At 64.6% G+C, this 25,487-nt stretch carries 19 protein-coding genes; 14 read left to right on the plus strand and 5 right to left on the minus strand.

The annotated features are described in order from the left end of the window. Window positions 1-2 precede the first annotated feature (2 nt). Both H6718_11255 and H6718_11260 read left to right on the plus strand, forming a co-directional pair. A complete protein-coding gene (locus tag H6718_11255) occupies window positions 3-1,043 on the plus strand; it encodes a fatty acid desaturase (GenBank protein MCB9585967.1) in 1,041 nt (346 codons plus the stop codon). A gap of 149 nt (window positions 1,044-1,192) precedes the next feature. Then, complete coding sequence (locus H6718_11260) at window positions 1,193-1,609, plus strand: hypothetical protein (protein ID MCB9585968.1); 417 nt, start codon at window positions 1,193-1,195, stop codon at window positions 1,607-1,609. Between the two features lie 31 nt (window positions 1,610-1,640). Here the strand turns inward: H6718_11260 and H6718_11265 are convergent, their stop codons facing one another. Next, window positions 1,641-2,012, minus strand: a complete 372-nt coding sequence (locus H6718_11265; protein ID MCB9585969.1) for a hypothetical protein — start codon at window positions 2,010-2,012, stop codon at window positions 1,641-1,643. Between the two features lie 88 nt (window positions 2,013-2,100). On the opposite strand from H6718_11265, the gene H6718_11270 reads away from it, so the two are divergent. From H6718_11270 to H6718_11280, 3 genes are all read left to right on the plus strand, one after another. Continuing rightward, entirely contained in the window at window positions 2,101-3,672 is a 1,572-nt protein-coding gene (locus H6718_11270; GenBank protein MCB9585970.1) for a hypothetical protein, read from the plus strand. A 94-nt stretch (window positions 3,673-3,766) separates the two neighbouring features. After that, window positions 3,767-5,488 carry a carboxylate-amine ligase gene (locus H6718_11275; protein ID MCB9585971.1) on the plus strand — a complete coding sequence of 574 codons (1,722 nt, stop codon included), beginning with the start codon at window positions 3,767-3,769 and terminating at the stop codon, window positions 5,486-5,488. A 115-nt stretch (window positions 5,489-5,603) separates the two neighbouring features. Further along, the gene (locus H6718_11280) at window positions 5,604-6,479 is read left to right on the plus strand and encodes a succinylglutamate desuccinylase/aspartoacylase family protein (GenBank protein MCB9585972.1); all 876 of its coding nucleotides are present in this window, start codon (window positions 5,604-5,606) and stop codon (window positions 6,477-6,479) included. A 4-nt stretch (window positions 6,480-6,483) separates the two neighbouring features. Here the strand turns inward: H6718_11280 and H6718_11285 are convergent, their stop codons facing one another. Next, on the minus strand, window positions 6,484-7,362 hold the full coding sequence (locus H6718_11285) for a hypothetical protein (GenBank protein MCB9585973.1): 879 nt from the start codon (window positions 7,360-7,362) through the stop codon (window positions 6,484-6,486). 435 nt (window positions 7,363-7,797) lie between these two features. Between H6718_11285 and mmsA the strand changes: the two genes are divergently transcribed. From mmsA to H6718_11310, 5 genes are read left to right on the plus strand one after another with little or no spacing between them, the layout of a single operon-like run. After that, window positions 7,798-9,288, plus strand: a complete 1,491-nt coding sequence (gene mmsA / locus H6718_11290) for a CoA-acylating methylmalonate-semialdehyde dehydrogenase (protein MCB9585974.1) — start codon at window positions 7,798-7,800, stop codon at window positions 9,286-9,288. 48 nt (window positions 9,289-9,336) lie between these two features. Beyond that, complete coding sequence (locus H6718_11295; GenBank protein ID MCB9585975.1) at window positions 9,337-10,590, plus strand: GTP cyclohydrolase II; 1,254 nt, start codon at window positions 9,337-9,339, stop codon at window positions 10,588-10,590. Further along, the gene (locus H6718_11300; GenBank protein ID MCB9585976.1) at window positions 10,481-11,815 is read left to right on the plus strand and encodes a URC4/urg3 family protein; all 1,335 of its coding nucleotides are present in this window, start codon (window positions 10,481-10,483) and stop codon (window positions 11,813-11,815) included. Before H6718_11295 ends, H6718_11300 begins: the two co-directional genes overlap by 110 nt. Before the next feature lie 30 nt (window positions 11,816-11,845). Continuing rightward, entirely contained in the window at window positions 11,846-12,475 is a 630-nt protein-coding gene (gene upp / locus H6718_11305) for a uracil phosphoribosyltransferase (GenBank protein MCB9585977.1), read from the plus strand. Between the two features lie 5 nt (window positions 12,476-12,480). Next, a complete protein-coding gene (locus tag H6718_11310; GenBank protein ID MCB9585978.1) occupies window positions 12,481-13,479 on the plus strand; it encodes an NAD-dependent epimerase/dehydratase family protein in 999 nt (332 codons plus the stop codon). Window positions 13,480-13,554: 75 nt separating this feature from the next. Here H6718_11310 and H6718_11315 read toward each other — a convergent pair whose 3' ends face one another. Next, on the minus strand, window positions 13,555-14,976 hold the full coding sequence (locus H6718_11315; GenBank protein ID MCB9585979.1) for a DUF5050 domain-containing protein: 1,422 nt from the start codon (window positions 14,974-14,976) through the stop codon (window positions 13,555-13,557). A gap of 640 nt (window positions 14,977-15,616) precedes the next feature. Further along, window positions 15,617-18,004: an IPT/TIG domain-containing protein gene (locus H6718_11320; protein ID MCB9585980.1), complete on the minus strand. Its 2,388-nt coding sequence runs from the start codon at window positions 18,002-18,004 to the stop codon at window positions 15,617-15,619. 303 nt (window positions 18,005-18,307) lie between these two features. Here H6718_11320 and H6718_11325 point away from each other — a divergent pair, with 303 nt between their 5' ends. Next, a complete protein-coding gene (locus H6718_11325; protein MCB9585981.1) occupies window positions 18,308-18,937 on the plus strand; it encodes a hypothetical protein in 630 nt (209 codons plus the stop codon). Window positions 18,938-19,077: 140 nt separating this feature from the next. Next, complete coding sequence (locus tag H6718_11330; GenBank protein ID MCB9585982.1) at window positions 19,078-20,346, plus strand: VWA domain-containing protein; 1,269 nt, start codon at window positions 19,078-19,080, stop codon at window positions 20,344-20,346. A gap of 27 nt (window positions 20,347-20,373) precedes the next feature. On the opposite strand, the gene H6718_11335 is transcribed toward H6718_11330, so the two are convergent. After that, complete coding sequence (locus tag H6718_11335) at window positions 20,374-23,046, minus strand: protein kinase (GenBank protein ID MCB9585983.1); 2,673 nt, start codon at window positions 23,044-23,046, stop codon at window positions 20,374-20,376. Window positions 23,047-23,244: 198 nt separating this feature from the next. Here H6718_11335 and H6718_11340 point away from each other — a divergent pair, with 198 nt between their 5' ends. Both H6718_11340 and H6718_11345 read left to right on the plus strand, forming a co-directional pair. Then, window positions 23,245-23,859 (plus strand): DUF2378 family protein, encoded by a 615-nt coding sequence (locus H6718_11340; protein ID MCB9585984.1) that lies wholly within the window; start codon window positions 23,245-23,247, stop codon window positions 23,857-23,859. 189 nt (window positions 23,860-24,048) lie between these two features. Continuing rightward, the gene (locus H6718_11345) at window positions 24,049-25,443 is read left to right on the plus strand and encodes a ferritin-like domain-containing protein (protein ID MCB9585985.1); all 1,395 of its coding nucleotides are present in this window, start codon (window positions 24,049-24,051) and stop codon (window positions 25,441-25,443) included. Window positions 25,444-25,487 lie beyond the last annotated feature (44 nt).

Genomic DNA, 25,487 nt, shown 5'->3' on the forward strand with positions numbered 1-25,487 from the left:
GCATGCAGACGTACTCTCCTGCACCCGTGGAGGCGGCGCTGTGGTCACGCCCAGCAAGCGACCCGCCGCCGCCTCATGGCACCGATTGGCCCGCGCGCGCCGGGTTCAGTGGCGTTGGGGTGTGGCCGGCGGCGGTCGCTGGGGTCTACCTGGGGGTCTCGCTCGGTGCGCTGTTGTGGCTGTGGCTCTGGCCGGCGCACACAGCGCGAGCCGGCTTGGGGGTGCACTGGGGCTTCTTTGCGCTGTTCCTCGGGGTAATGACCTATTGGGTCGCGCTCGGTGTGACCCTGGTTTACCACCGCGTGCTGACTCACCGCGCGGCGAAGCTCAGCCGCTGGGTTGCCTACCCGCTGGTGACGATAGCCTTGCCTGCTGGGACCCCGGTGCAGTGGGTTGGCAACCACCGCCACCATCACGCGGTGACGGACGCACCGGCAGATGCGCATTCCCCGCGGCAATACGGGATGTGGGTCGCGCACGCCGGCTGGTACATCTACACAAGTCGCCTGCTGTGGTGTGTGCTGTACAGTTTCGCTGGGCCGCTGCGCATGCTGTTCGATGCCTTCTGGCGACCCCAGACCAATCAGGAGCACGTGCGCCTGGCGCGGGACATCGAGGCCGACGGCTACTATCGTTGGCTTGGCCGCCCGACGCCGTACGCAGCGCTAGTGATCGGCCATGTGGTGGTCACTTGGCTCTTCGTCTACGCCCTGTGGGGTGCCTGGGCGCTGCCGTTCCTGTACCTCACCCAGCTCACGTATTACATCGCGGGCGATGGTGTGAATTCGGTCCTGCATCGCTTCGGTGCGCAGCCGTTCGATACCGGCGACGACAGCACCAACGCTTGGTGGCTCGCTCCGCTGACGTTGGGCGAAGCTTGGCACAACAATCACCACGCGTTTCCGCGCTCTATCAAGAGCGGTCTGCTCCCGTTTCAAGTTGATTTGGCCTACGCGACCTGTCGCTTGCTCGCGCTGTTCGGCCTGGCGCGCGACTTGTGGTTGCCAACTCAGCGCGACGTGCAGGCGCGGCTCAGGCGTTAGGACGGGTTTGGAGCGAGTAGGACCCTGCATGCCTCTGTCCCTGATGGCGGACGGGTACCTGGTGCCGGTCGACTTCCACGAGGAACTAAACGGTGGTTCAGGTGGGGGATTGGGGGGGAGAGGAGCCGTGTACAGCCCCCATCGACCCCATGAGTTCGCTACCCCGCGGATTCAGCCGGTTCATCAACGGTCGGTCCGAGAGGTACCGGCCAAGCGTGCTGGCGGTGTATCCTGATCTCAGCGAAGCAGGACCCCCCGGCTACGAGCTCCGGCTCTCGAATCACCAGCGAACCTCCACACGGATCCGCTTCACGACACCGCTAGGGGCAGACACCTGCATCACCCGTCTCGCAGCACACGCGCACGACGACGGCGGGAGAGCCGGTGAGCCCTACTGGTTCAAGCTGCACGTCACCGACTACGTTGAAGCCACCGAAGGCAATGAAGGCAAGCTCTCTGGTGAGCTGAGCTTCGGTTGGGCGCCTCTGAACGGGGTCGGCGGAACGCTGAAGGATCTGCCCGTGAGGATCGGAAAGCGCGGCGTGCCGATGCGCCGCTGCGAGTAGGCAGCTGTCGCCATATGCCGGGTGGCGTAGGTCATCCCGAGCGTCGCTTGCGCTTGGTCGCTGCGCCATAGCTCTTCCCTGCGGCCTTGAGCCGCTTATTCGGCGGCGCTGGCGACTCTGCGAGGGCCTGCATCTTGGCGATCTCAGCTCCTGAGAGCTTGAGCGGCTGAGGATTCAGAGCCCATTCGAGGGCGGTCAGGGTTGGACTCGATAATTCAATCACGGTCTCCGACGTCTCCGGGTCCACGACGACCACGCGGCGCCCACGCTTCGCTTCGGTTACGGCCTTGAGAAACAGGGCGAGTGCTTCGTCGATCAATTGGCTACGGCTCAGACCCAGCTCTTCGGCCGCTTTGAGCACCGCGTTGCCACGAGAATCAGGAATCGTCGCTTCGAGTCGCATCCCTCAATTATGAGGGAAATATTCGGGATGGCAATCTGTCGGTTCCAAGCCCCGTTTGGAGGCTGCGTGGTGGTGTATCCTCCGCTGCGTGAGCTACGACGTCGCGCTGTTCGCCAAGCTGAGCTTTCCCGCTCGTAAACGCCAACTTTGGGAGGCGGCCTCCGCCAATGAGCTGCTCGCTGGTGGAAAGTGGCCAAAGCCGCTCGCGCCGCCGCACCCGGAGCTGTTTGGGGAACGCAGCGTGGCGGAGGCGCTGGCTTGGCTCGCGTCGGGTGAGACATCGCTGTTCTTCGTCAGCGAGTTCGTTTCCTCGAAGATACACTGGCGCGGCGTTCTCGAAGCGGGCCAGGTCGCTGAGTTTGGCGCAGGGATCTTCGCGTTGATGCGCGGCGCGGGGAAGTTTGGCGGCTTTGGTGACGGGGGCCTGGTCACGTTGGAGCACGGGCCTGACCCTTGGGGGCTCGAGGCTGTGCTCTCGGGGGATGGCTTCGGCCTGAAGCGTGTAGAAGTGGCGAGAGTGAAGCTCTGGTGGCGGCTCCCCCAGGTGATGCAAGCGCAGGAAGACGCTGTTGCCGCGGAGAAACGCAAGGCCCCCACCGGTGGCCTGAGCAAGACACTGGGCAAAGCCGCGCTGAAAGACTTCGATCAGGCGCTGCGCGAAGTGAGTGAGGTCGACGAAGCGCTGCTGCGCAAGGTCACCGCGAAGGATCACTACGAGGTGCTGACCAGTCGAGGCGGTCAGCGCACCCTTGCGAAACTGTTCCCAAAGCGCGCCGCCCTGCTCGAGGCGCTCTCAAAAGGCAGCAGCCTCGTGTTCGATCAAACAGAGCTGCAGCTAATGACGCTGGAGCTATACGGAGATCTGCTGCGCGACGCCGCCTATCCACTGCTCCGTCGCTGGGTCAGTCGCGCCAGGCGCTATGACGCTGGCCTGCAGAGCGCCCTGAGGGGGCTGTCGTTCAGTAGCGACCCAGAAGATGCGAAGCTCATCCTCGGCAGCTTGAAGCGCTTCGCCCCCGCCAAACCAAAGGGTACGCGAATGAGCGCCGAGGATGAGTACCTGTTCTCCGCGGGCGCAGTGAGCCTTGGGCGACTCGAGACCCCGAGGCTAGACCGACTGATCCTCGAGGAATTGAAGCCGCTGGCAAAGCTGAAGCAAGTGAGCTTTGCGGAGCTGGCCTTCGCCGAGCTCCTTTGCCTTTCGCTGCTGACCCACAAGGACGTCGAAGTTTGGCCCGCGCTTGGCAAGCTCGCCGGCAGCGCGAAGTCCGAGGACCTAGCGCGTATCCTTGGGGAATATGCCTCGAAATGCCAAGTGGCCGAGGCGGCAGAAGCGTATCTGCCGCGTGCGATCAAAGCGGGCTACGCCGAGCACGTGGCTCAGGCGGTGCTGCACCTGGAGCACGGCCACGCCACGTTTACTGAAGCGACGGCAGGGTTCGACGAAGAGCAACGCACCGAGTGGGAGCTCGTGCTGTGTCACTCGTTGAGCCAGCGTGACGACCTGGAGCAGCTGATCGCGACCGAGCCGCGCTGGCTCGCGCTGGTCGAGCGCCTAGCGAAGCTCTCGCCAGAGATCACCGAAGGACGCGCCCAGCTGATGGCCGCCAAGGTGCTGGAGCGCCTGCCATCGACCAAACCTCGAAAGAGGCGCAGGTGAGAAGTCTGCCCACATCGTGCGCTTGAACCGAGCTGAAAGCCCTCGGCTTTTCCAGCATAGAAACCCGAACGGCTTTGCTATGGTGGAAGGCTGCATGGGGGCGAGACCGAAGGCAGGCAGGGCAAACAACAAGAAACCAGCCGCTAAGGCTCCGGCCAAGCGAGGGGAGAAGGCCAAGCCGAGGCCCAAGCCAGCCGACAAAGCCAAGGCACCGTCGCGCAAGGGCAAGACTCGCGAAGGTGCTCTGCATTCTCATGTGGAAAAATATCAGGCCGCCCGAGTTGGTGGCTTGAGCCCAGACTTCGAGCGGCGGTTTGGCGAGCTGCAACAGACCCTGGCCGAGCGCTGGCTTACCGTGCACGACTGGGGCAGCGGTCCTCGTGACATCGTGGTGGTGCCGTCTCTGAGTCTCGACGGCTTTCAGCTGGATACGATCAAGGGCGTGATCCACTACGAGGAGCGGATGCTCTTCACCCTCGGGCTCCTGCGGCACCCCGAGGCCCATATGGTGTTCGTTAGCTCGCTGCCGATTCACCCCGCGGTTATTGATTACCACATGGGATTGGTTGGCGGCATTCCCTCGGCGCACGCCCGCGCGCGGCTCACCATGTTGTCTACCTACGACTCCACGCCGCTTCCCCTCACCCAAAAAATCCTCTCCCGTCCGCGCATGATGGAGCGCATTCGTCAGGTGATTCATCCTGGGCGTGCCCACCTCACCGCGTTTGCCGTCTCGGACGCGGAGCGCGAGCTGGCCGTGCGGCTCGGGATACCGCTCTACGGCGTCGACCCGAAGTTGCTTTGGCTTGGGACCAAGAGCGGCTCCCGCAGCATCTTCAAGGAGGCGGGGATCTCCTTGGCGCCCGGGGAAGAGAACCTGCACTCTCAGGAAGAAGTCGCCGAGGCGGTCTCGCGTGTCTGGGAAGAGCACCCGACTACACGTCGGGTGATGGTGAAGCTGAACGACGGCTTCAGCGGCGAAGGTAATGCGACGCTGAGCCTCCAGGAGCTGGGCCACGTGAAGCCCAAGCGCAGTGGTGGCGCGAGTCACAAGGAGCGCGCGCACGCAGTGGGCGAAGCGCTGGAACGGCTCACGTTCGTCAGCGCCAACGAAACCTGGCCGCGTTTCCTCTCGGCACTGGAGCGGATTGGCGGCGTCGTCGAAGGCTACGTGGAGGGACGCCACAAGAAGAGCCCCAGCGTGCAGTTGCGCATCGACCCCAAGGGCGATCTCGAGGTGATGAGCAGTCACGACCAGCAGCTGGCGGTCGACGGTCAGACGTACCTCGGCTGCATCTTTCCCGCGAGCGAGGCGTACCGTCTCGGGATCCAGAAGGACGCGCTCAAGGTGGGCGCGGTGTTGCGCGAGCGCGGCGTGGTGGGGCGCGTGGCCGTGGACTTCGTCACAGTCGAGACCGAGCCGGGTCGCTGGAAGCACTACGCGATCGAGATCAACCTACGCATGACTGGCACGACGCATCCGTTCATGCTGCTCAAGCTCGCCAACGACGGTGACTACGATCAGAAGAGTGGGCTCTATCTCACGCCTAGTGGAGAGCCTCGCTACTACGTCTCGACCGACAACCTGACGTCACCAGCGTACGTGGGGCTCCTACCTCCGGATTTGTTAGACATCGCATCGAAGCACAAGCTCCATTTCGAGCCGGGGCAAGCGACCGGAGCGATCTTCCACTTGCTTGGCGCGCTGTCGCAATTTGGAAAGCTCGGCATGACTTGCGTCGGCCGCACGCCGTCAGAAGCAGAAAGTTGGGCGGAGCGTGTGCGCTCAGTGCTCGACGCCGAGACGCGCGGTTAGCGCTCACGCACACGGCACGCTCCGACGTGCGCGGTGGTTCTGCGTCGAGGCCGAACGCAACGTGTGACGTCGCGTGCTCCGTGCTAGATCGCTGACTTCCCCACTCGAGGCTCCCTTGTTTCGTCCCCACCCCACAATCTCCGATGCTTGGATCCTGAGTCGCTCCGGCGAGCTCGAGCCGCCGGTCACCGTTGTGCTCGCAGCCTTGCACGGCAACGAACGCTGCGGCGTCGCCGCGATCGAGAGCGTGCGTCGTGACCCATCTCCATTCGTGGAGCGGCAGCTCTCTGGGAGCGTGGTGTTCGTGCATGGTAACCCGCGTGCCACCGAACAGCGCCGGCGCTACACGGACGGCGGTACGGATATCAATCGCTTGTTTTCGTACGGATACGTAGAGAGCTTGGCTCGTGAAGCCTGGACGTACGAGCACGAGCGAGCGCTAGAACTCAAGCCACTGGTGACCGGTGCAGACGCGCTGCTCGACATCCACTCGGCGAGTCAGCCGACGCCGCCGTTCGTCATCTGCGATGGCTCAAAGGAGGCGGTGCGTCTGGGTGCAGCCACAGGCTTCAAGGTGACCTACGGTTGGGACGGGCCCGGGATGTTGATGGACCAAGTCAGCATCGGTTCGCTCGTCTCCCAAGGCAAGCCTGCGGTCTCTGTCGAGTGCGGGCAACACGAGGCGCCGAGCACCATGGAGTATGCTCACGCCGTCCTCGACAGTTTCCTGGTGGCAATTGGGTCACTCGCCGGGGAGCTACCGCCGAGCGAGGCCGAAGTGTTCAGGCTGTTCGCGCGCGTTGTGAAGCCGACTCATGACTTCGAGCTGGCCCGTGATTTCGCGAGCTTCGAGCGACTGGGCGCTGGGGAGAGCCTCGGGTCTGGTCCTGGCTTGACCATCGTGATCGAACGCGAGGCGTATCTGCTTCTGCCGACGCCCAGCGCCGAACGCGGTGAAGATATCGTCTACCTGGCAGAGCGCGTGAGCTGAGCCCTCAGCTCCCCGGCTCCACTCCCAGGTTGCTGCCACCACAGCCGTTCAGCGTGTCAGTCACGAACTGCTGAAAGGCGGCGCGGTCTTTCGACTTGGCGAGTAGGGCGTCCAGGGAAGGCTGACGTTCGCCCTCACCGACTTGCTTCAACACGGCCTGATAGAAGACGAGCACACCATCCAAGGTACGCATATTGATCTCTATCGGGTCGGGATGCTCGCCCCCGTCTTCGATCACGGCGGCACCCATCGAGAGCAGGAACTCCCCGACGTAGTACGGAACTCGCTCTTCCTGGGGCAGGAGCTGCAACAAGGGACCGCAGAGTTCGACGTGCAGCTGGTTGGTGGCAAGGATGAAGTCGGCAGCCGCCTTGCGTCGGTTGCTCGCCTTCTCGCTGACGGGATCTTCGTGCAAGTGGCGAATCAACGCCGCGAGGCCGGCGAGCTCCTCACGAGACAGGTGATCGATATCCACGCCGGCCTCCGCGTTGACGTGAGGCCCGCAATGATACGCGTCCACGTAGACCTCGACCGGCGCGCCCGAGCAGGGAACCCGATAGAGGTCGATGATGTGGCCGTCGGGGCCGGGGCCCACATTGCCTACTCGAGCCTCTGCGCCGGCGCCTGAGTCGCCGCCAAGGGGCTTCGAACCGTCAGCACACTGGTAGTTCGCGATATACGGGTAGTCACTACGACTGGGGCCGCCGTTCATGTGGCAGAGCTGAACCGGGTCGTCCTTGGTGCCCTTGCCGGCCGGTCCGTGCGGAACTGCGGGCTGTGCGTCCGCGGCTTGGGGTGAATTGGCGGGGGGCTTCGCGCCTCCGCACGCTGGGGACAAGGTGATCAACAGCAGGGCGAAGGGCAGACGGCGCATCTCTGACATGGTTTCTCTTTCGACTCCGCACGGCAAGACGCGTTGTAGCTTTGAGTGCTCGCGATTGACACCTGGCGACTCTGAAGGCTTGGGCGACGTCGCCTTGAGGTTGTTGTTGTCGGCAGGCAGTGCGCCTCCCCCCCAAAAAAAACAGACGGGAGCCTTCGAGGTGCTCCGCTGCGAGGGAAGCGGGGCGGGCCCCGTGACCGAAAAGGCGGCGCTCGCGCATCGGAACACCGCATTCACGCCAGCGCTGCGTTGCGGCAAACCTTCTCAAAAGCCTTGAAATTGCAGGGAGAAGCCCCACGTGGGGGTGGGGGTGGCGAAGGGTAGACGGCGACCAACTGGCGTCACTTTCTCGACATGGGACACGACTCGTGAAAGCCTCCCCGATTCCCCACTCGTCGGGCCTGAGCCGCGGGTGGGAGCAACAGGCCTCAACGCATGACCGATAACAAGCACTGGGGCGTCCAGGTGCCGGCATCTCCCATCGAGTGCCGCAACCTGGTCGCAGGGCATTGGATCTCTCCTGAAACGGAGTGGCTGGACGTCGAAAGTCCGTACACCGCGCAGACGGTTGGTCGAGTTGCGCTGTCTACCGCACGGGAAGTCGACGCGGTAGTCGCCGGCGCGAAGGCGGCGGCGAGCGACTGGGCGCGCACTCCGATCAAGGAACGCACGGCGTTGCTGTTCCGCTATCGCGAGCTCGTACTGAAGCACCTCGATGACCTTGCGAATCGCTCTGCCCTGGAGAGCGGCAAGACGGTGGCTGAAGGTCGTGCCGGAGTGCTCAAGGGAGTTGAGGTGCTCGAGTACGCGCTCAGCCTGCAAAATGACCTGGGCGGCGCTCAAGAGGTGAGCCGAGGCGTCACTTGCGAGGTTCGGCGCGAGCCTCTTGGCGTGGTTGCCGGCATCACGCCCTTCAATTTCCCTGCGATGGTGCCCATGTGGCTGTACCCCATCGCCGTTACCCTGGGGAACTGCTTCGTGCACAAGCCCAGCGAGAAGGTGCCGCTCACCGCAGTGCGCATGGGTGAGCTGATGGTGGAAGCCGGCTTTCCTGCAGGTGTGTACAGCGTGATCAACGGTGGCCGAGACGCCGTCGAGGCCCTGGTAGATCACCCCGACGTGAAGGCCTATGGCTTTGTCGGCTCTTCCGGCGTTGCCAAGTCAGTCTACTCCCGGGCCACTGCCCTGGGGAAACGCGCTCTGTGCCTCGGCGGCGCGAAGAATCACCTCTTGGTGGTGCCGGACGCCGACCCCGCGGTGACCGTCGACGGCGTCGTCAGCTCCTTCACGGGTTGCGCTGGTCAGCGCTGCATGGCTGCGTCGGTGATGGTCGCGGTGGGTGACGTCGACAAGCTGATCGACGCGATCATCGAGCGCGCCAAGCGTCTGGAGCTTGGTCGGGAGATGGGCGCCATCATCGACCGCGCCGCGCTGGAGCGCCTGAACAAGGCCATCGGTCGCGCCGAGAGCGACGGCGCCAAGCTGCGCCTCGACGGCCGCGGGATCAAGGCGCCGAGCGAGTACCCGAACGGCTACTGGCTCGGTCCGACGATCATCGACCACGCGACACCAGGGCAGGAGTGCACGGAGACCGAGCTGTTTGGCCCGGTGCTGACCATCGTGCGGGTCAAGACCCTGGATGAGGCTCTGGAACTCGAAGCCAAGAATCCGTACGGCAACGCAACCAGTGTCTTCACGACTCGTGGCGCGGTGGCTCGCTACGTCGCCGAACGCGCGACCACGGGCATGATCGGCGTAAACATCGGCGTGCCGGTGCCTCGCGAGCCGTTCAGCTTCGGCGGGACCAAGGCTTCACGCTTTGGCCAGGGCGATATCACCGGCGCTGGCGGGGTCGAGCTGTGGACGAGCCTCAAGAAGATCACCACCAAGTGGGCGCTCCAGCCCGATCACAACTGGATGAGCTGAGAACAGCAGCGCGCAGTCACTCACCGCCGCAATAGAGAGAAGAACATCATGACGACCAAGAACATGCGTCCCATTCAGCTCACCTCGCACCCGAACAGCCACGGTCCGGCCCCGTTGCCCATCAGCTGGGGTGCAGCGACCGCCAAAGAGCGCGGCCCCGTCAACGCGAGCCTGGCAGATCCGGCGAAGCGCAACGTGATCGGCACCCACTCCGGCGCCTATGCGATTTACCGCGCGGTAGCGGTCGCCGCCGGCGCGCTCGACCCGCAGCATCAGCCTGACCTCACCAACACCGCGCCAACGGATCGCATCGGGCCCTATCCGCAGTGGAGCGATCCAAAGAAGATCGTCTCCATCGACCCTTGGGGCGCGCTAGCCGCCGAGGTGTTCGCCGACGAGCGCAAAGAAGGCTACGACGTGCGTCCCACCATCGCGGTGACCAAGGCGCACCTCCACATGCCGGAGATCAAAGAGGCGGTGGACGCTGGTCGGCTCAAGCCCGACGGCAAGGTGCTGAAGAGCGCCGGTGACTGCGCAGTGACCAAGGCGGCGTTCGAGCCCGTTTGGTACCTACCGGGTATCGCCGAGCGCTTTGGCGTGACCGAGGCGCATCTGCGCCGTTCACTCTTCGAGCAGACCGGCGGCATGTTCCCGGAACTCGTCACTCGCGGCGACCTCGAAGTCTTCGTGCCACCGATTGGCGGCATGACCGCATACATCTTTGGTGACGTGGAGAAGCTCAGCGACGACAGCGTACCCCTCGCGTGCCGTGTGCACGATGAGTGCAACGGCTCGGACGTGTTTGGTTCAGACATCTGCACCTGCCGTCCCTACCTCGCGCACGGTATCGAGGAGGCCATCCGCATGGCGCAAGCCGGCGGCACCGGCCTCGTGGTGTATTACCGCAAGGAAGGGCGCGCCCTTGGTGAGGTGACCAAGTTCTTGGTCTACAACGCGCGTAAGCGTCAGGAAGGCGGCGACAACGCCGCCCGCTACTTCGAGCGCACTGAGTGCGTCGCGGGTGTGCAGGACATGCGCTTCCAGGAGCTGATGCCTGACGTACTCCACTGGTTCGGTATCAAGAAGATCCAACGCTTCATCTCCATGAGCAACATGAAGTACGACGCGATTGTCGACACCGGCATCCAGATCGCCGAGCGCGTGAACATCCCCGACGAGCTGATCCCCGCGGATGCGCGTGTGGAGATGGACGCGAAGATGGCGGCTGGCTACTTCACGCCGACGACAGTGCCCGACGAGTCGGAGCTCAACAAGGCCAAGGGGCGCGGGCTTGACGAGTGACGCGGATGCCATCCGCTTCTTGAACGACCCCGGCAGTATTCGCGAACGCGCCGGCCTGCTCTTCGACAGGCTGGCGCGCGGTGACTCGGAGCACTTCGAGTACCACCCAGACAAGCTGCCAGCAGTTGGGCGTCTGGTGGCGCAAGTCACCCGCGACAACTACCCCGACCTGAAGATCCCGTATCACGCGCGGGAGAATCATTTCTTGGTGGGGGGGAGGGATCGCCTTTCAGGGCTCTTCGACGCGGCGGAGCTGAGCCCGGAGGAGCGCGCGCGGCGTGAGTTCGATCTCACCGTGACCAGCGTTTTGCTCGACGCCGGCGCTGGCCCCGAGTGGAGCTATCTCGAGCCAGACTTCGGTGACGCCGAGGGCGGCGAGCGGTACGCGCGCTCCGAGGGCTTGGCCATCGCGAGCCTGCACTGGTTTGCGTCAGGTGCCTTCTCCCTCAACCCCGACGCTCCGCAGCGCGCGGATGCGCGGGCCCTACAAAACCTTACGGAAGCACAGCTGACAGAAGGCTTCCAGGTTGGTCCAGAGAATCCGCTGGTGGGCGTGGGCGGTCGCCTCGGTTTGCTGCATGCGTTGGGGCGTGCCGTTGAAGCTCACCCGGAGCTCTTCCCCGAGGGGCGCGTGGGTGGGCTCTTCGACGTCCTCCGCGCCCAGGCAGAAGACGGCAAGCTACCAGCAGAGCGGATCCTCGCGGCAGTGCTGGCTGGGCTCTCGAGCATTTGGCCAGGGAGGGAGTCCATTGGCGAAGTGACCCTTGGGGATGTGTGGCGTCATCCAGCGCTCGAGCACATTCATCCAGCGAATGGCCTCATTCCTTTCCACAAGCTCAGCCAGTGGCTGAGCTACTCGTTGGTGGTGCCTCTCGAGCGAGCCGGGGTTCAGGTCGTAGCCCTTGAGCGCCTCACCGGGCTGCCTGAGTACCGCAACGGCGGGCTCTTCATTGACGGCGGCGTGCTGTCGTTGCGTGACCCCGCTGCCCTGAAAGAGGCCCACGCGCCAGGCAGCGAGCTGATCATCGAGTGGCGGGCCGCGACCATCGTCCTACTCGATCAGGTGGCGCAGCTCGTACGGGAGGAGCTGGGCGTAACTCCTGAACAGTTGCCGCTGCCGTGTGTGCTCGAGGGAGGAACCTGGGCGGCTGGGCGTCGGCTAGCTCAGAACCTGCGGCAAGGCCTGCCGCCGCTGAACCTCGCGAGTGACGGAACTGTTTTTTAGGTAGAGTGAGACCCACTGAAAGCTGCTGACATGGAAAACGTAAACGTACTGAATCACCCGCTGATCCTTCACAAGCTCACCATCATGAGAAAGAAGGAGACGAGCACGCGCTCGTTCCGACAGCTGCTCCGCGAGCTCTCGATGTTGATGGCGTACGAAGTGACGCGAGACATGGCGACGACGATGGAGGAGATCGAGACGCCGCTGATGAAGATGCAGTCGCCAGTGCTCGACGGAAAGAAGCTGGTGTTCGTCTCGGTGTTGCGCGCCGGAACCGGCATGCTCGATGGCATGTTGGAGACGGTGCCCTCCGCGCGCGTTGGCCACATTGGTCTCTACCGCGATCCGAAGACGCTGGTGCCTGTGGAGTACTACTTCAAAGTCCCTGCGGAAATGACTGACCGCGACGTCGTCGTCGTGGACCCGATGCTCGCCACGGGTAACTCTGCGGTTGCTGCCGTGGAGCGCATCAAGGCGACCAAGCCACGCTCGATCAAGTTCGCTTGCCTGCTAGCAGCCCCGGAGGGCATCAAGACCTTCCACGAGCACCACCCCGACGTGGCAATTTACACGCCCGCCATCGACGAGCGCTTGAACGATCACGGCTACATCCTGCCCGGTCTCGGCGACGCCGGCGACCGCATGTACGGCACCAAGTAGCTCCCATGGGGGGACAGAACGGGGGCGAGGGGAAGCTGTTCCTGACCGGGGGCAGCGGCTATGTCGGGCGCAACTTGATTCGCTGCTTCACTGAGCGTGGAGTAACGGTCAAGGCGCTGGTGCGCAGCGAAGCCTCCGCCAAGGTGGTTGAGCGCCTCGGCGCAGAGCCCTTCCGTGGGGATATGGTCGAGTCGGATCTGAGCCAGCCCATGCGAGGGTGTGAGTGGATGATCCACGCTGCGGCGGACACGAATCACGGAGAGAGCACCTCAGAGCAAGAGCGGGTGAACCTCCAGGGTACCCGAAACGTCTTCCGGTGTGCCCGTGAGGCAGGCGTGAAGCGTGGACTCCACATCAGCACAGAATCCGTGCTTCTTGACGGCCACCCCTTGGTTGACGCAGACGAGAGCACCCCGTTCCCGAAGCACCCTGCAGGGGGCTACTCACGCACCAAGGGCGAAGCCGAGCGAATCGCGCTGGCGCAAGGCGTGGGCGGCTTCGAGGTGGTGGTGTTGCGCCCGCGCTTCGTCTGGGGCCGCGACGACACCACCGCGCTACCCCAGCTGATTGACGCTGCGAAGACCGGCAAATTGGTGTGGATCGATGGTGGGAACTACCGCACCTCGACCACGCACATCGACAACCTGTGTCACGCCGCCGAGCTAGCGCTCGAACGAGGCGCCGGCGGCGAGGTGTACTTCGTGACCGATGGTGCTCCCGTCGTGTTCCGCGAGTTCGTGAGCAGCCTGCTCGAGACCCAGGGAGTCGCGCCACCGAGCAAATCGGTGCCTCGTTGGCTCGTGAGTTCCTTGAGTCGTGCCGGAGAGCTTGCGTCCAAGCTCAAGATGACCCGCCTGAAGCTGCCCATCTCGCGTCAGGAGTACGCCACCCTGGCGGTGGAGGTGACCCTGAGCACGGACAAGGCGAAGCGTGAGCTAGGCTACGTGCCGGTGGTCACACTCGCCGAGGGTCTGGCTGAGCTGCGGGCCAGCGCGCAGCATTGAAGAAAGCAAGAGGGCCGATTCCTCGAGGAAGCGGCCCTTGGAGTCGCTAGCCCGCTTCTGCCGGCTAGCGGCGGCTCACAGCGAGAAGTGCTGGATGCTGCCGTCGAACTCGTACTTGCCGGCGTTGGACCACACGAGATCCGTGCCGTCGAAGAACAGGCGCCACGGCAGCGACTGATCCATGCTGAGCACCGTGGCTTCTCCGCCCGCCAGGGGCAAACGAACGACCATGCCAAGCACCTGGTCCGTGAAGACCAAGTCGTCCCCGACCACCTTGAGGTCGGTGGGCATCGCGGAGCTGTACACGTCCGTCACGCTGCCACCCGCCTTCGGCACCATGCGAATGGCGCCGGCGAGATCCGCCGCTCCACCCGCGCCAACGTTGCTGCCAGCGTCGGCCCAGTAGACGTTGTCGCCCACGAGCACGATGCCCTTTGCGTCGGTCTGTCCGGAAGCCAACTCGGTAGCGGCACCTCCGGCCTTTGGCGCCTTGGAGACGGTGCCTTCGCTGCCGCCGGTCCAGTACACGTCCGTGGCGTCGGCCGTCAGGAACTCAGGGCGGTACGCTGCGTCGGTTACGAGCTCCGAGTTGCCGCCAGCGATGGGCAGACGACGGATCTCGTTGCTGTACGCGTCACCCCAGTAGAGGTACCCGTCGTTCAGCAGGATGCTGACGGGGAAGTTCGCTGAGCTCAGCTCGGTCGCGTCGCTGCCGTCTTTGTTGGCGCGCATGATCGAGCCGGGGATCCCCAAGTTGTCGGCGCCGCCATCGCTGTCGCCGCCGTTCACCCAGTAGATGTGGGTGTCGTCGAGCGCAATGGCGCGGGGGTCTGGCATTGCGGCGGTGATCGGCGCGGCGGCGCCGCCGGCCTTCGGCGCGCGCATCACGAAACCTTCGTTGCCGTCTTCGCGCTGGTTGTCGTTGTTCCCGCTGTTGGTCCAGTAGATGTACTCGGCGTCAGCGGCGATCGCGAGCGGGAATTTCTCTCCGCCAGATACGGTGGCCGGGGTCAGCATGCCCGCGGTGAACACCGAGAAGTGCGTGGTTGACGTCGTGAGCACTGACTCACCAAGCTCGCTCACCGTGAGCTGGGTGAAGGCGTCGCTGTCCTTCGGCGCGGTGAAGGCGCGCATGTCGAGCTTCATTCCTTGGGGAAGCGTGACACTGTCGTAGGGGAGCTTGATCGTGAGCGGTTTCGCGAACGTCTGGCCTTCCGGCCCGAGCAGGAAAGAAGGGCCGTGACTCTCGAAGCCTGAGTGCGCGGGTGTCTCGCTGAGCTCAGTGACGGTGATATTCACGTCCTGGGTCAGCGCGCCTTCGGGCACCGTGATCTCAAAGCCGTTGTCGAGCTTGATGACGCCGCCTTGGGCGCCGACGGTGGTCTTTCCGGCGGTGCTACCCCCGGTGGTCTGCTCAGGGTCGCTCGAGCCGCATGCGGCAAGCGCTGGAAGGAGTGCGATTGAAAAGAGTGCGATGTAGGGACGGGTGCGGAACATGGGGCCGATGGATACTCCAAGTCAAACTTGTCGCAAGTGAGATTTCCGTCACGGAAACCGATTTTAAGAGACACGCTGCGTGCACGCGTCGCACGCGTGCGCTTCTTTCCGCGTGTAACCAAACGCTGTGCGCATCGCGCCACGGGAATCGAAAACGGCTCGCGAGCAGAGCTTTCGTATAAAATTTCCTCGCGGATTATCGGGCGCGAGGTCGGTCCTTGTACCCCAGACGAGGGTTGAGTTGGTCTGCTGAGCTGACCAAAACGTAGGGGTTGAGCGCGCGTGAGAGATACACCTCTCCCGACACGCGCGTCGGTGAACCAGGGCCAGCGCTATAGTGCGGGGACACCGCTCTAGTGGAGGGCCGGGCGGGGCAGCTCGGCGGTCTGCGCTGGTGTTCCTCACCCCCATCCAAGCAGGCGAATGGGAGGTCAGAAACGCTGACCTTATGGGCCGGAAGGCCGTACGGGGTCGAGGACGTCGTTGCTCGTCGGGAGGCGACGAGAGCGTGAGTCAGCTGAGATTCAGCCGACTGTTTGAGGGACTTTTTGTGGGTGCCGACATCGTGGGCGCATGTGCGCTCGATTATCGCTCACGGCGATCTTTTCTCAGATCAGGCCGCGCACCCGATTCAGATCCCTCAGCTCAAACGGGCCGCCGCGCGAGTCTTACGTCTCCGCGCGAGGCCGGCTCCAGCGACGACGAAGCCCAGCACCCAAGTGCCGAGTGCGCTGGATGACGCGCTGCCCGCGCCAGGGGTGCTGCAGTAACACTTCACGCTGGAGTCGTCGGTGTTCGCGCCGTTGCTTGTCCCCGCGGAACCGCCTGTGCTGACGCTGCCACCAGCGCTGACGCTGCCACCAGCGCTGACGCTGCCACCAGCGCTGACGCTGCCACCAGCGCTGACGCTGCCACCTGTGCTGCTGGAGTTGCCGCTTCCACCGCTGCTATTGGAGCCGCCGTCGCCAGCGTTGCCGCCTGCGCCGCTGTTGCCGCTGCCGCCTGCTCCCGCGTTGCCAGTGCCCCCGGTGCTGCTGCCAGCGGTGCCAGCGTTGCCACCTGCGGCGGCGCCGCCCGTCGACGAAGTGCCGCCGGTGCCTCCTGAGCCAGTGGCGTCGTAGGTGAACGCGTTGCTTAGGGTCGACTTCTGACCGTCCGCGTTCTCCACCTCGATTGGCACGGGGCCGTCCGCATGGGCAGGCATGTTGATGCCGATCGTCGTCGGGTCGACGAAGGTCCCGGTCACCTCAGTCCCGTCCACGCGTACGATGGTGTTCCACTCGTAGTCTGTTCCCGTGAGGATCACCTGAATCCCGGCCGCTCCCGAGTTGGGCGCTACGCTCGTGGTCGCTGGCGCAGCCTTGTATTGAAAGCCGTTGTCGAGCTGATCCGTCTGACCATCGCTGTTCGTGACCAAGATGTTCACGAAACCTGCGGCGTGCGCCGGTGCCACCGCAGTCGCTTCCGTCGCGGAAACGAGCGTTACGTTACTTGCGGGAGTTCCGCCGAAGCTCACGCCGAGGCCAGTCTTCAGGCTGCTTCCCTGCAGTGTGACCAGGGTGCCACCGGCGAGCGGACCGGAAGTGGGTAGCGCTTGATACACCTCTGGGGGCGGCTGGAAGGAGAACGCCTGCTTCAAGACGCCGCGCTTCGAGCCGGGGTTCTCGATGCGTACGTCCACCGTGGACTCGAAGTAGGCAGGTGCCGTCGCCCGCACTTCTCCGGAGTTGACGAAAGACACCGCGGTTGCCTCGGTATCGCTGAAGAACACCCGGGTGTTCGCCGTGAAGTTCTCTCCGAAGAAGCTCACCTGAGTACCACCCAAGGTCGAACCAACGCTGGGCGTGATGGAATTCAGGCGCGGCAAGCCGCAGAAGTCGATCGCAATGGGCACATTGCTCGGGCCCTGTCCGTCGAGAAAATTGCCGCTGCCCCAGCACATCAACTCGTTGGTCGAGGTCACCACACACGCGCTACCTTCCTTCGCGTGGATCGAGACGGCACCGCCAGTGGTGCCAAGGCTCCCGCTGACAGGTTGAGGTGTAGTGACGGGCGCGTCCGCGTCGACGCCGTCGCCCAGGCGGCCGTGATCTTGCCAGCCCCAACACCACACGGTGGTGTCGGCCTTGATGGCGCAGGCGGAACGGACGGACGCGTCCACCTCGTTGACGGTGCCGATGGTTGTTACTTCGAGGGGTGAAGGTTGGTTGGTCGTGTTCCCGACGCCGACGTGGCCATCAGCGTTGTCACCCCAGCAATAGAGCTTCTTTGCGTTGTCGATGGCGCAGGTGAAGAAGCCTCCTGCGGACACCTTGTCCACATTGCTCATCACCTGAATCGGGCCGACTTGGGGGTTGTTGAAGTCGCCTCGCCCGATTTCACCGAAGCTGTTGTTGCCCCAGCACCACAGCGTGTCGTCGCTCTTTTTTGCGCAGGCATGTAAAAACCCTGCGGAAATCTGCTCGACGGTGTTGCCGAGCGCTCCAATCTGCACTGGAGTGAGCGACTGGCTCGGCGTGGCAGTGCCCAACTGTGCCGCGGAGTTGTCACCCCAGCACCACACCGTGTTGTCGAGCTTGAGCGCGCAGCTGAAGTCGTTGCTGGTCACGACTTCCTTCACCTGGTTGCCGAGCGCCGTGATCTGAACCGGGTCCGCTTGTTGGATCGTGTTGCCGTTGCCGACCTGCCCCGAGCCGTTGGCTCCCCAACACCAGGCCGTGTGGTCGCTTCGCACCACGCACCAGGTCAGCGCCTCGCCATCGATGCTGCCGATGCTCTCGATTTGATCGAGCCCCTCATATTTCTGCGCAGGAAATCCCCGCCAAAGGGTGCCGTCGGTTTGGAGACCGACCCAGCCCACGTTGTAGTCGCCCTCGCCCTCCAGGCTCTTCACACAGTTGCTGAAGGCTTGCTGGGTGGCGGATGTCGACTCGTCCGGGACGGGATCGGCTTCGCTGCCGCACGCTGCGGGCAGCGCGACACAGGTGAGCACCAAAAGGGAACTGAAGCGCTGCGCGTACTTGGCCAAAGTACCGGCTAGCCTTCAGTGGATCGGCGCGGAGGGCAACCCAATGTCGCTCATCGGGCCGCTCGCCTACAATGTGGGTGTACGAGCTATTCTCAGATGGGATTCGCTCGCTGGCGTCGGGCCTGCCTTTACGGTCATTTAGGTCTGGAGGCTAGAAACCGGTCGCATGGCCACGCGACACACTTCCATGCGGTGTTGTTCGACGTCGAGCTCCTGAGCCAGCCTTTCATGCGCGTCACCCGCGCCTGCACATGTGAGAATCCAAGGGTGGGAAGCGCGAGTTCCGGGCGGCAAATTCAACGCGTGATCGATTCTCAGCGCGTGATCGATCCTGAGCGCGTCGTTGGTCGCTGTAAGGGTCCGTTCGTTTGGGGGTTAGGGCTCATGGCGCTACTTGGCTGCGCGTTGCTTGCGCCCTCCGCAGCAGCGGATATCGCGCCGCGCAAGCCTCGCCCGGTCGCGCCGAGCCCTGTTACTGCACCGAAGCCTGTCGCTGCACCGAAGGCCGTTGCTGCACCGAAGCCTGTTGCTGCACCGGAGGCAAGAATCCGCGAGGATTCAGGGGAGGCGGCCGCGGCTCCGTCCACGTCCGCAGAAGGCGGGAACTCAGCGGAGGCTGAAGCCAGCGCCGCTCCGCCGCCTGCCGGAACCTCCGCGTCAGCTCCTAGTGGCGACGCTCCCGGGGAGCCGGCCGCCGCGCCACGGCCTGAGGTGCCTGCGAGCGGGCCAATCGTCAACGATCCAAAAGAACCGCCCAAGGCTCACGCGGGCGGACGGGACGTTCGCGCCGCGCGGGCGAGCTTCATCGTTGCTGCAGCGTTCCTTGGTGTGCTTGCTGCGTTCTGGATGCTCATGCGCTGGCGCAAGAGCCGGCTGTACGCACAGCTCGCGCAGATGGAAACGCACGACAAGGAAGAGACCTCCGGCAGCTGAACGGCGCCGCCAAGCGACGCTGGCGGCCAGCGTGCGTGAGCGGGCCAAGCGGCGTGATTCCTCCCATTACGAGCGCTGCACGGCGCGGCATAGCGCGTGCAGTCGGAGGCCGCATGTCACCATCGCTACGGTCTCGCCCAGTGGTTTCTGCCTGCCTAGTCAGCTGTTGCTGCCTTGGGATTTGCCTTGCTTGCTCTGCCGCCGAGCAAGTCGATGTGGATCCCGGAGGAACTGCCTGTGGCTCGGCTTGTGATGGCTCTGCGCCAGCGCTGGACATGACGCCTCCCGGGCGTCCGTCGATCGGTGATGGCGTACGCCTGCGAGAGCCGGCGCTGGACGGTGGTCCAGCGGACGCTGACGCTGCGGTTCAGGTGGACGCAGCCGTTCAGTTGGACGCAGCTGTTCAGGAAGACGCGGCGCCCGAGGCTGACGCGGCAGCTGAAGCGAGTGCCGACGCCGGTCCCGGATGTGACCCCGATGTGCTTTGCGCGACCGGGGAGCTGACGGCCCGCGCTCCCCGGGTGCTCCTGTTGGTCGACCGCTCGGGGAGCATGACCTATCCATTCTCCGGTGGCCTCACGCGCTGGGAGGCGCTGACGCGCACGCTGGCGGATCCGCAGGACGGCGTCATTGGTCAGTTCACAGGCGTCGAATTTGGACTGGTCTTCTACACCTACCGCGGCGTTGAGACGGCGAGCTGCGACGTGCTAAGCCAAGTTTTCCATGAGGATTTTATGCTGGCTTTTGAAGACCACCCGCCAATCCTCGACGGACAGACACCGACGGCCGAGGCGCTGACGCAGGTAGCGCAGCTGCTGCGGCCCTCAGCTGGAGCACCCGGCCCAAGCTCCGACAGCTCCCTGGGCGGCAAAGCCGCCGAAAAGTCAGCGCCGAGCGCGGTCATCCTGGCTACTGACGGCATGCCGGACTCATGCCTGGATCAGAAGGTCGATACGGACGGTAGCGCTGCCGCCCAGCGCCAGGTGGCTGCTGCCGTGGTGGCCCAAGTCACTGCGTTGTTCAGCGCGGGGATCCCCACCTACGTCGTCGGTGTTGGTTCGCAACTTCAGCGAGGGCACCTTCAAGACCTAGCCAACGCAGGTGTGGGCTACGCTGAAGGCGCTGGAGTGGGTCAGCCGGGCAAGCTCTACCAGGCGGGAGACAGCGGGGCGTTGCGGGCCGCCTTTGACGACCACGTTTCCACTCTGCAGAGCTGCGGCTTCGATCTCGACCAGGGCGTGCTCAATCCGAGCCTGGCCGAGGTGACGCTCGACGGTAGGCAGCTCGTTTGGGGGACCGACTGGGTACTCCAGGCGCCAGACCGTGTGAGCCTGATCGGCTCTGCTTGCGAAGAACTCAAGCAGACTGGCGGCACCGTTCGTGCATCATTTCCTTGCGGATGTGACTGACGAGCGCCGGTGATGCGTTTCGCGGTGTCACTTCAGCGCATCGATGACGGCATCGGCGCGCCCAGCGACTTCTCGGCGCAACGGTTCGAACTCTGGGCGGCTGCGGAGCCCTGCAAGCAACGGACAGTTTTCTAGCCAAAGCAGATCGATCAGCCCCGCAGCGACGGACTGCTCCAGATCGATCATCGCCTGCTGGGTGTCGCCTTGAATCGCCAATAGTTCGCAGCGGATCTGATGGCGGAAGGCTGCGCCGCGGGAGGACGAATGTGAACTCCCAAGCGCGGGGTTGAAGATGCTGTCGACGTCCAAGTTCGCCCGACCATCCAGCAGGAACTGGAACAAGCGCCGCACGATCGCGTACTCCGGGCCGCGCAAGCTCGGATGAGTCGTGGCGCTCTCGGCTACCTGCTTGGAATCGTGCCAGATGCTCGTCCTCGCGACGTGGAGCCAGCCTCCGATGCTCGGCGCAGCGGGGACGTCGTGGAGCAGCGACTGGCACACGTCCCAGTTGCCAACCAGCGCTTCGAGCCGGGCGTGGATCCAGCGCCACTCATCCACTGACGGGTCCAGTTCTTCTGCCGATTTCAGGTGAGCCCGCGCCACATCTGCCGGTCCCGTTTCCGCGAGTAAACGACCGAGGAGCGCGTGAGCGTCTGCCAGGGCGGGAGCCAGGCGGAGCGCCTGCCTTGCGTGCCTGACGACGCCGACCGCGTCTCCTTCATGCAGCGCGACCGTGGCCAGGGCGAGGTGTGGCTCGGCGCGCTCAGGTGCTCGCGATACGGCGAGCTCCGCTGCCTGGCGCGCTAGATCCGCCGTTCCCACTCCCCCAAAAAACCAATGCCGCGCGTGAGCCAAGGCGCGCCCACTGAGGATTGCAGGGTCCTCCGGGGCGAGCTCTACGGCCTGTTCGAACAGCTCGACTGCTTTCAGCACGCTGCTTGGGTCGAGCTTCTTGTATTCGTGGCGCCCACGGAAATACAGGTCGAGAGCGCGGGGATCCGTCGGGGCGCGGCGCGGTGCGATGCCGCTGCTCGGCGTGGTGAGGGCCTCAGCGACAGCACGGGCGACCCCTTCGCTCACGTCCAGCAGCTCGCTCGCGTCTGCCTTGTGGCGGTTCGCCCAGAGCTGAAAGCCATCCATCACGCCAACGACTCGCGCGCGCAACACGTACTGAGTTCCGATTTGACTGATGCTGCCTTCGACCACCACTTCGACTCCGAGCTCTGCGCCGAGGCCGCGCGAGTCCAGCTCGGGTTTGCTGCGTTTGAGCCCGGTGATGCTGCCCAAGGGGCGGACACGCAGCCCACGCGTCATGGACAGCAGATCGATGATTTCCTCCGCGAGCCCTTCCGCGAGGTAATCCAGCTCTGCATTACCGCGGGTGTCGAAGGGAACCACTGCCACGCTGCGCGTCTCGCCGGGTGTGCTGAGTCCAAGACTGTCGCTGGACGTGCGCTCCCGAGTGATGATCGCGCCGCTCGCGGGGGTGAGCATCGATGGGAACGGCGTGTGGAGCATGCTCGCCCTCGCGCTCGACAACGCTGGGTTCTGACGCAGGTCGGCCGACTTCAGCGTGTTGGGGCGCGGCTTGCCCGCTTCCGACGCGAGCGTAGTACTCGGGGGGCTGAGGCTCAGCGGCGCCTCATCCGGGATGGGGCCAGCTTGGGAAAAGACTAGAGTCGGCGCGACGCCGGCGCCCGTTTGCTCTGAGTGCTGCCACGCCTGGAGCGCCGCCAGGAGCTCCGGCGCCGAGCCGGGCCGAGCGTCGGCGTCTCTCTCGAGTAGCCGATTCGTCAACTCAGCAAGTTCCGCGGGGATATTGGAGTCGATCGTCCGTGGGTCTGGGGCGTCGGTGCGTAGGCGCGCCAACGCGGTCGAAATCGGCGTGTCGCCGGTCCACGGAAGCTGCCCCGTGAGTAGCTCGAAGAGGATGACACCGAGGGCGTATAGATCTGCCCGCGGATCCACCGCGAGGCCGCTCAGCTGCTCTGGCGCCATATAAGCTGGCGTGCCTACCAGCTGCCCCATCGTTGTCGATTGCCCGGGGGAAACGCGTGCGGCCTGTGCGATGCCGAAGTCCATGATCACCACTCGGGCGCGCTTTGGACTCCGTGGGCGCTCGAGCATGATGTTCTGCGGTTTCAGGTCGCGATGTATGACCCCCGCCTGATGAGCCGCGTCCAGCCCCTTGCAGACCTCGATCGCCACCGAAGCAACTTGGAGCGGCGTGAAGCGCACTCTCGCGCTGCGGGAGGCGAGCGTTTGGCCTGCGACGTACTCCATGGTGATGAAGAAGTCATCTTCATGGGAGGCGATGTCGTAGGTGCGTGAGACGTTGGGATGCGTGACGCGGCGAGCGAGTTTTACTTCTCTGCGGAAACGCTCGAGGGCGCCGGGCGTGTCCAGAGCGTCGCGCTTGAGCAACTTGAGGGCGACGTCCTCTTCCAGGTCTAGGTCGCTCGCGAGGTACACGGTTCCCATACCGCCGGAGCCGAGCAGGCCCTTGAGTTCATAGCGGTTGGCGAGGACGGTGCGGCGCTGAGGGCGAACCGAGGGAGCGGGGGGCTGCCTGGGAATATCGGGCGTCGGGGGCGCGCTCACCGCCGTGAGCTCCGGCGCAGGCTGCTCCGCTTGTGCCTCGTCTTGCGGGTTCGGAACCGCAAGAGTTGGATGCTCGCTGGGGCGCTTTTCGGTGGTCATGACGGTTGGGGATGCTCGCGTCGGCTGCTCGCCGTTTGCTTCGAGTGGGGCGGACGCAGGAGAAACACTGCTCGCCAGAGCCAGGAAATAGCCCTGCGGATCTATCCACGAGGCAGCATATCACCGGGTTCGGGCCAGGCTGAGTCACCTCGCATCACGGATGTTGCACCTTGAGCCGGCTCCGGCCGACACTGGAGTGTGCCCAGTTTTCGTCTCACGCCACTCGTGCCGCTCCGCATGGATGTGGATCTCGAGTGGGCCGTGACGCGAACCGGGGACGCCTACCGGGTGAAGGGCATGTTTCTGAACCCGTTGGTGAAGCAGCTCGGGCCGGCGTGGGAGTTGATCTCGAAGGAGCTGGACCACCCCCCGCGCATGGGGCGCTATCTCCCGTTCAAGGACTATCCCCAGCGCGACATGACGCGACTCATGTATCACCTGGGGCGCCGGGAGTTTCCCGGCGTTGGAGCCTTCGAGGCGTTTCGCCGCCTGTCGCGCAATGATTTTGGCGTGTTCGCGGCGTCGACCCTTGGGCGAGTCGTGCTCAGCACGATTCGGGATCCGATCGCTGCGTTGCTCAAGCTACCCGAGGTGTACGTGAAGGTCGCGCCCGGAGAGTGGACGTTTCACGCGCAGCAACTCGATCGGAACTCCGTCGAACTCAAGTTTGGCCCGGCGCCCGGGATCTGGGGTGCGCAGCTCGGTCAGGTCGAAGCGATCGTTCAGTACTTCGAGGCAGAGCCCGAAGTCGACGTGTCCTTCGACAGCGAACAGGACGATCAAGTGCGCTTCGTGATCGAGTGTCATCGCTGAGGACCTCCATCGCGGAGAGGCCAGCGCCTGCTCGGCACGAAGCTTGTAATGCATGACGTGCCGTCGTGGAGGCACAGCTGAGAAGCCGCTGGCTTTGAGGTTTCCACACCCAAAACGGCGACGCAGCGGGGCGACTCGGGCGTCTGACTTGGCACACTTGGCACACTTGATCCGTTCGGAGGCCCACCCATGATGCGTACTTCTCGACTGCGTTTGCGCCTGCTGGCGCTGTTCGCCACCTCTTCTCTCGTCGCGTGCGGCGGTGCTACCGCTGGTGGCGGCAATGAAGGCGGGACTGCAGGGCAAGGCGGCAGCGGCGCTCAAGGCGGCAGCGGCGCTCAAGGCGGCAGCGGCGCTCAAGGCGGCAGCGGCGCCCAAGGCGGCAGCGGAGCCCAGGGCGGCAGCGGAGCTCAGGGTGGCAGCGGAGCTCAAGGTGGCAGCGGAGCCCAAGGCGGCTCCGCGGGCTCCGGCGGCCAAGGCGGCAGCGCCGGGGGCGGGGCTCAAGGTGGTGCGGGCGGCTTCGGTGCAGGTGGGAGCGGCGGAGCCGGCGGCAGCTTCTCCTGCGACTGTGGCACACCACCCTGGCTCCAGTGTTTCCCCAAGGATTCGGTGCCGCAGGTGCCGGGTGGTCCAGCGCCCGAGCCGGGGATGTGTCCACCAACCGGCAACGTCGATGGCACGATGGTGGAGCCTTGCGCGTCTCAGGGCTGGGATGTCTGGTTCTATGGTGATCCCATCGCGGACGGCGGCGACTGCTGTTACAACGCGGAAATCGGCTGTGCAGTGGGGCGCCCCTTCTTGGTCGATGACGAGGTGCGCACGGCCAAGGTGGTGTCTCGCAAGGACTGGTGCTCGAGCCTCGCTTCTGACGTCGACGAACTCACACCTGCCGCACGACGCCTGCTCAGCGCCGCGTGGCTCGAGGACGCAAAGCTAGAGCACGCCTCGGTCGCGTCGTTCGCGAGGCTCACGCTCGAGCTGATGGGCATTGGAGCGCCGCCGGAGTTGATCGCTGCGTCTCAGCAGGCATCGCTCGATGAGATCCAGCACGCGCGTGATTGCTTCGCGTTGGCGAGCACCTACAGCGGCGAACACCTGGGGCCTGATGCGTTGCAAGTAAGCGATGCACTTGGCACCTCCAGCCTGGTGCAGCTCGCGGTAAACACCTTCCGTGAAGGCTGTGTGGGCGAAACCGTCGCCGCGCTGCTCGCTCAGGAGCAGCTGCGCGTCGCTGGGGCCGAGGCGCCCCGCGCGGCGCTGGCGACCATCGTCGAAGACGAGACTCAGCACGCAGAGCTCGCGTGGCGCATCGTCACTTGGGCGGTGCAGCAGGGGGGGAGGGAAGTCGCTGTCGCGCTTCGCGCCGCATTTGAAGCGGAGCTCGCGGCGGTGCCCAGCGTTCCCTCCAGCGTGCAGCTCGCTGCGGAAGTCGCGGAATCCGCTGCCTTGCGTCGCCACGGCCGCTTGTCCTACGCGGAGCGTGCTGAGCTGAGGACCCAAGCACTCACCGATGTCGTGGCTCCGTGCCTGAAGGCGTTGCTCAGCCAGCCGCGTACGCTGGAACAACCCAGCGCAGCTGTCTGAGCCCGTACGTGGCCTAAAAAATGCGCCCGTGGCGCTGAGTGTAT

The sequence above is a fragment of the Polyangiaceae bacterium genome, from assembly GCA_020633205.1.
GTDB lineage: Bacteria > Myxococcota_A > Polyangia > Polyangiales > Polyangiaceae > JAHBVY01.

Coding starts and splice junctions, on each gene's coding strand:
- H6718_11335 (MCB9585983.1), bottom strand. CDS start 23,046: ATGACCACCGAAAAGCGCCCCAGCGAGCATCCAACTCTTGCGGTTCCG.
- H6718_11260 (MCB9585968.1), top strand. CDS start 1,193: ATGAGTTCGCTACCCCGCGGATTCAGCCGGTTCATCAACGGTCGGTCC.
- H6718_11300 (MCB9585976.1), top strand. CDS start 10,481: ATGCGCGTGTGGAGATGGACGCGAAGATGGCGGCTGGCTACTTCACGC.
- H6718_11295 (MCB9585975.1), top strand. CDS start 9,337: ATGACGACCAAGAACATGCGTCCCATTCAGCTCACCTCGCACCCGAAC.
- mmsA (MCB9585974.1), top strand. CDS start 7,798: ATGACCGATAACAAGCACTGGGGCGTCCAGGTGCCGGCATCTCCCATC.
- H6718_11265 (MCB9585969.1), bottom strand. CDS start 2,012: ATGCGACTCGAAGCGACGATTCCTGATTCTCGTGGCAACGCGGTGCTC.
- H6718_11315 (MCB9585979.1), bottom strand. CDS start 14,976: ATGTTCCGCACCCGTCCCTACATCGCACTCTTTTCAATCGCACTCCTT.
- H6718_11310 (MCB9585978.1), top strand. CDS start 12,481: ATGGGGGGACAGAACGGGGGCGAGGGGAAGCTGTTCCTGACCGGGGGC.
- upp (MCB9585977.1), top strand. CDS start 11,846: ATGGAAAACGTAAACGTACTGAATCACCCGCTGATCCTTCACAAGCTC.
- H6718_11345 (MCB9585985.1), top strand. CDS start 24,049: ATGATGCGTACTTCTCGACTGCGTTTGCGCCTGCTGGCGCTGTTCGCC.
- H6718_11255 (MCB9585967.1), top strand. CDS start 3: ATGCAGACGTACTCTCCTGCACCCGTGGAGGCGGCGCTGTGGTCACGC.
- H6718_11285 (MCB9585973.1), bottom strand. CDS start 7,362: ATGTCAGAGATGCGCCGTCTGCCCTTCGCCCTGCTGTTGATCACCTTG.
- H6718_11275 (MCB9585971.1), top strand. CDS start 3,767: ATGGGGGCGAGACCGAAGGCAGGCAGGGCAAACAACAAGAAACCAGCC.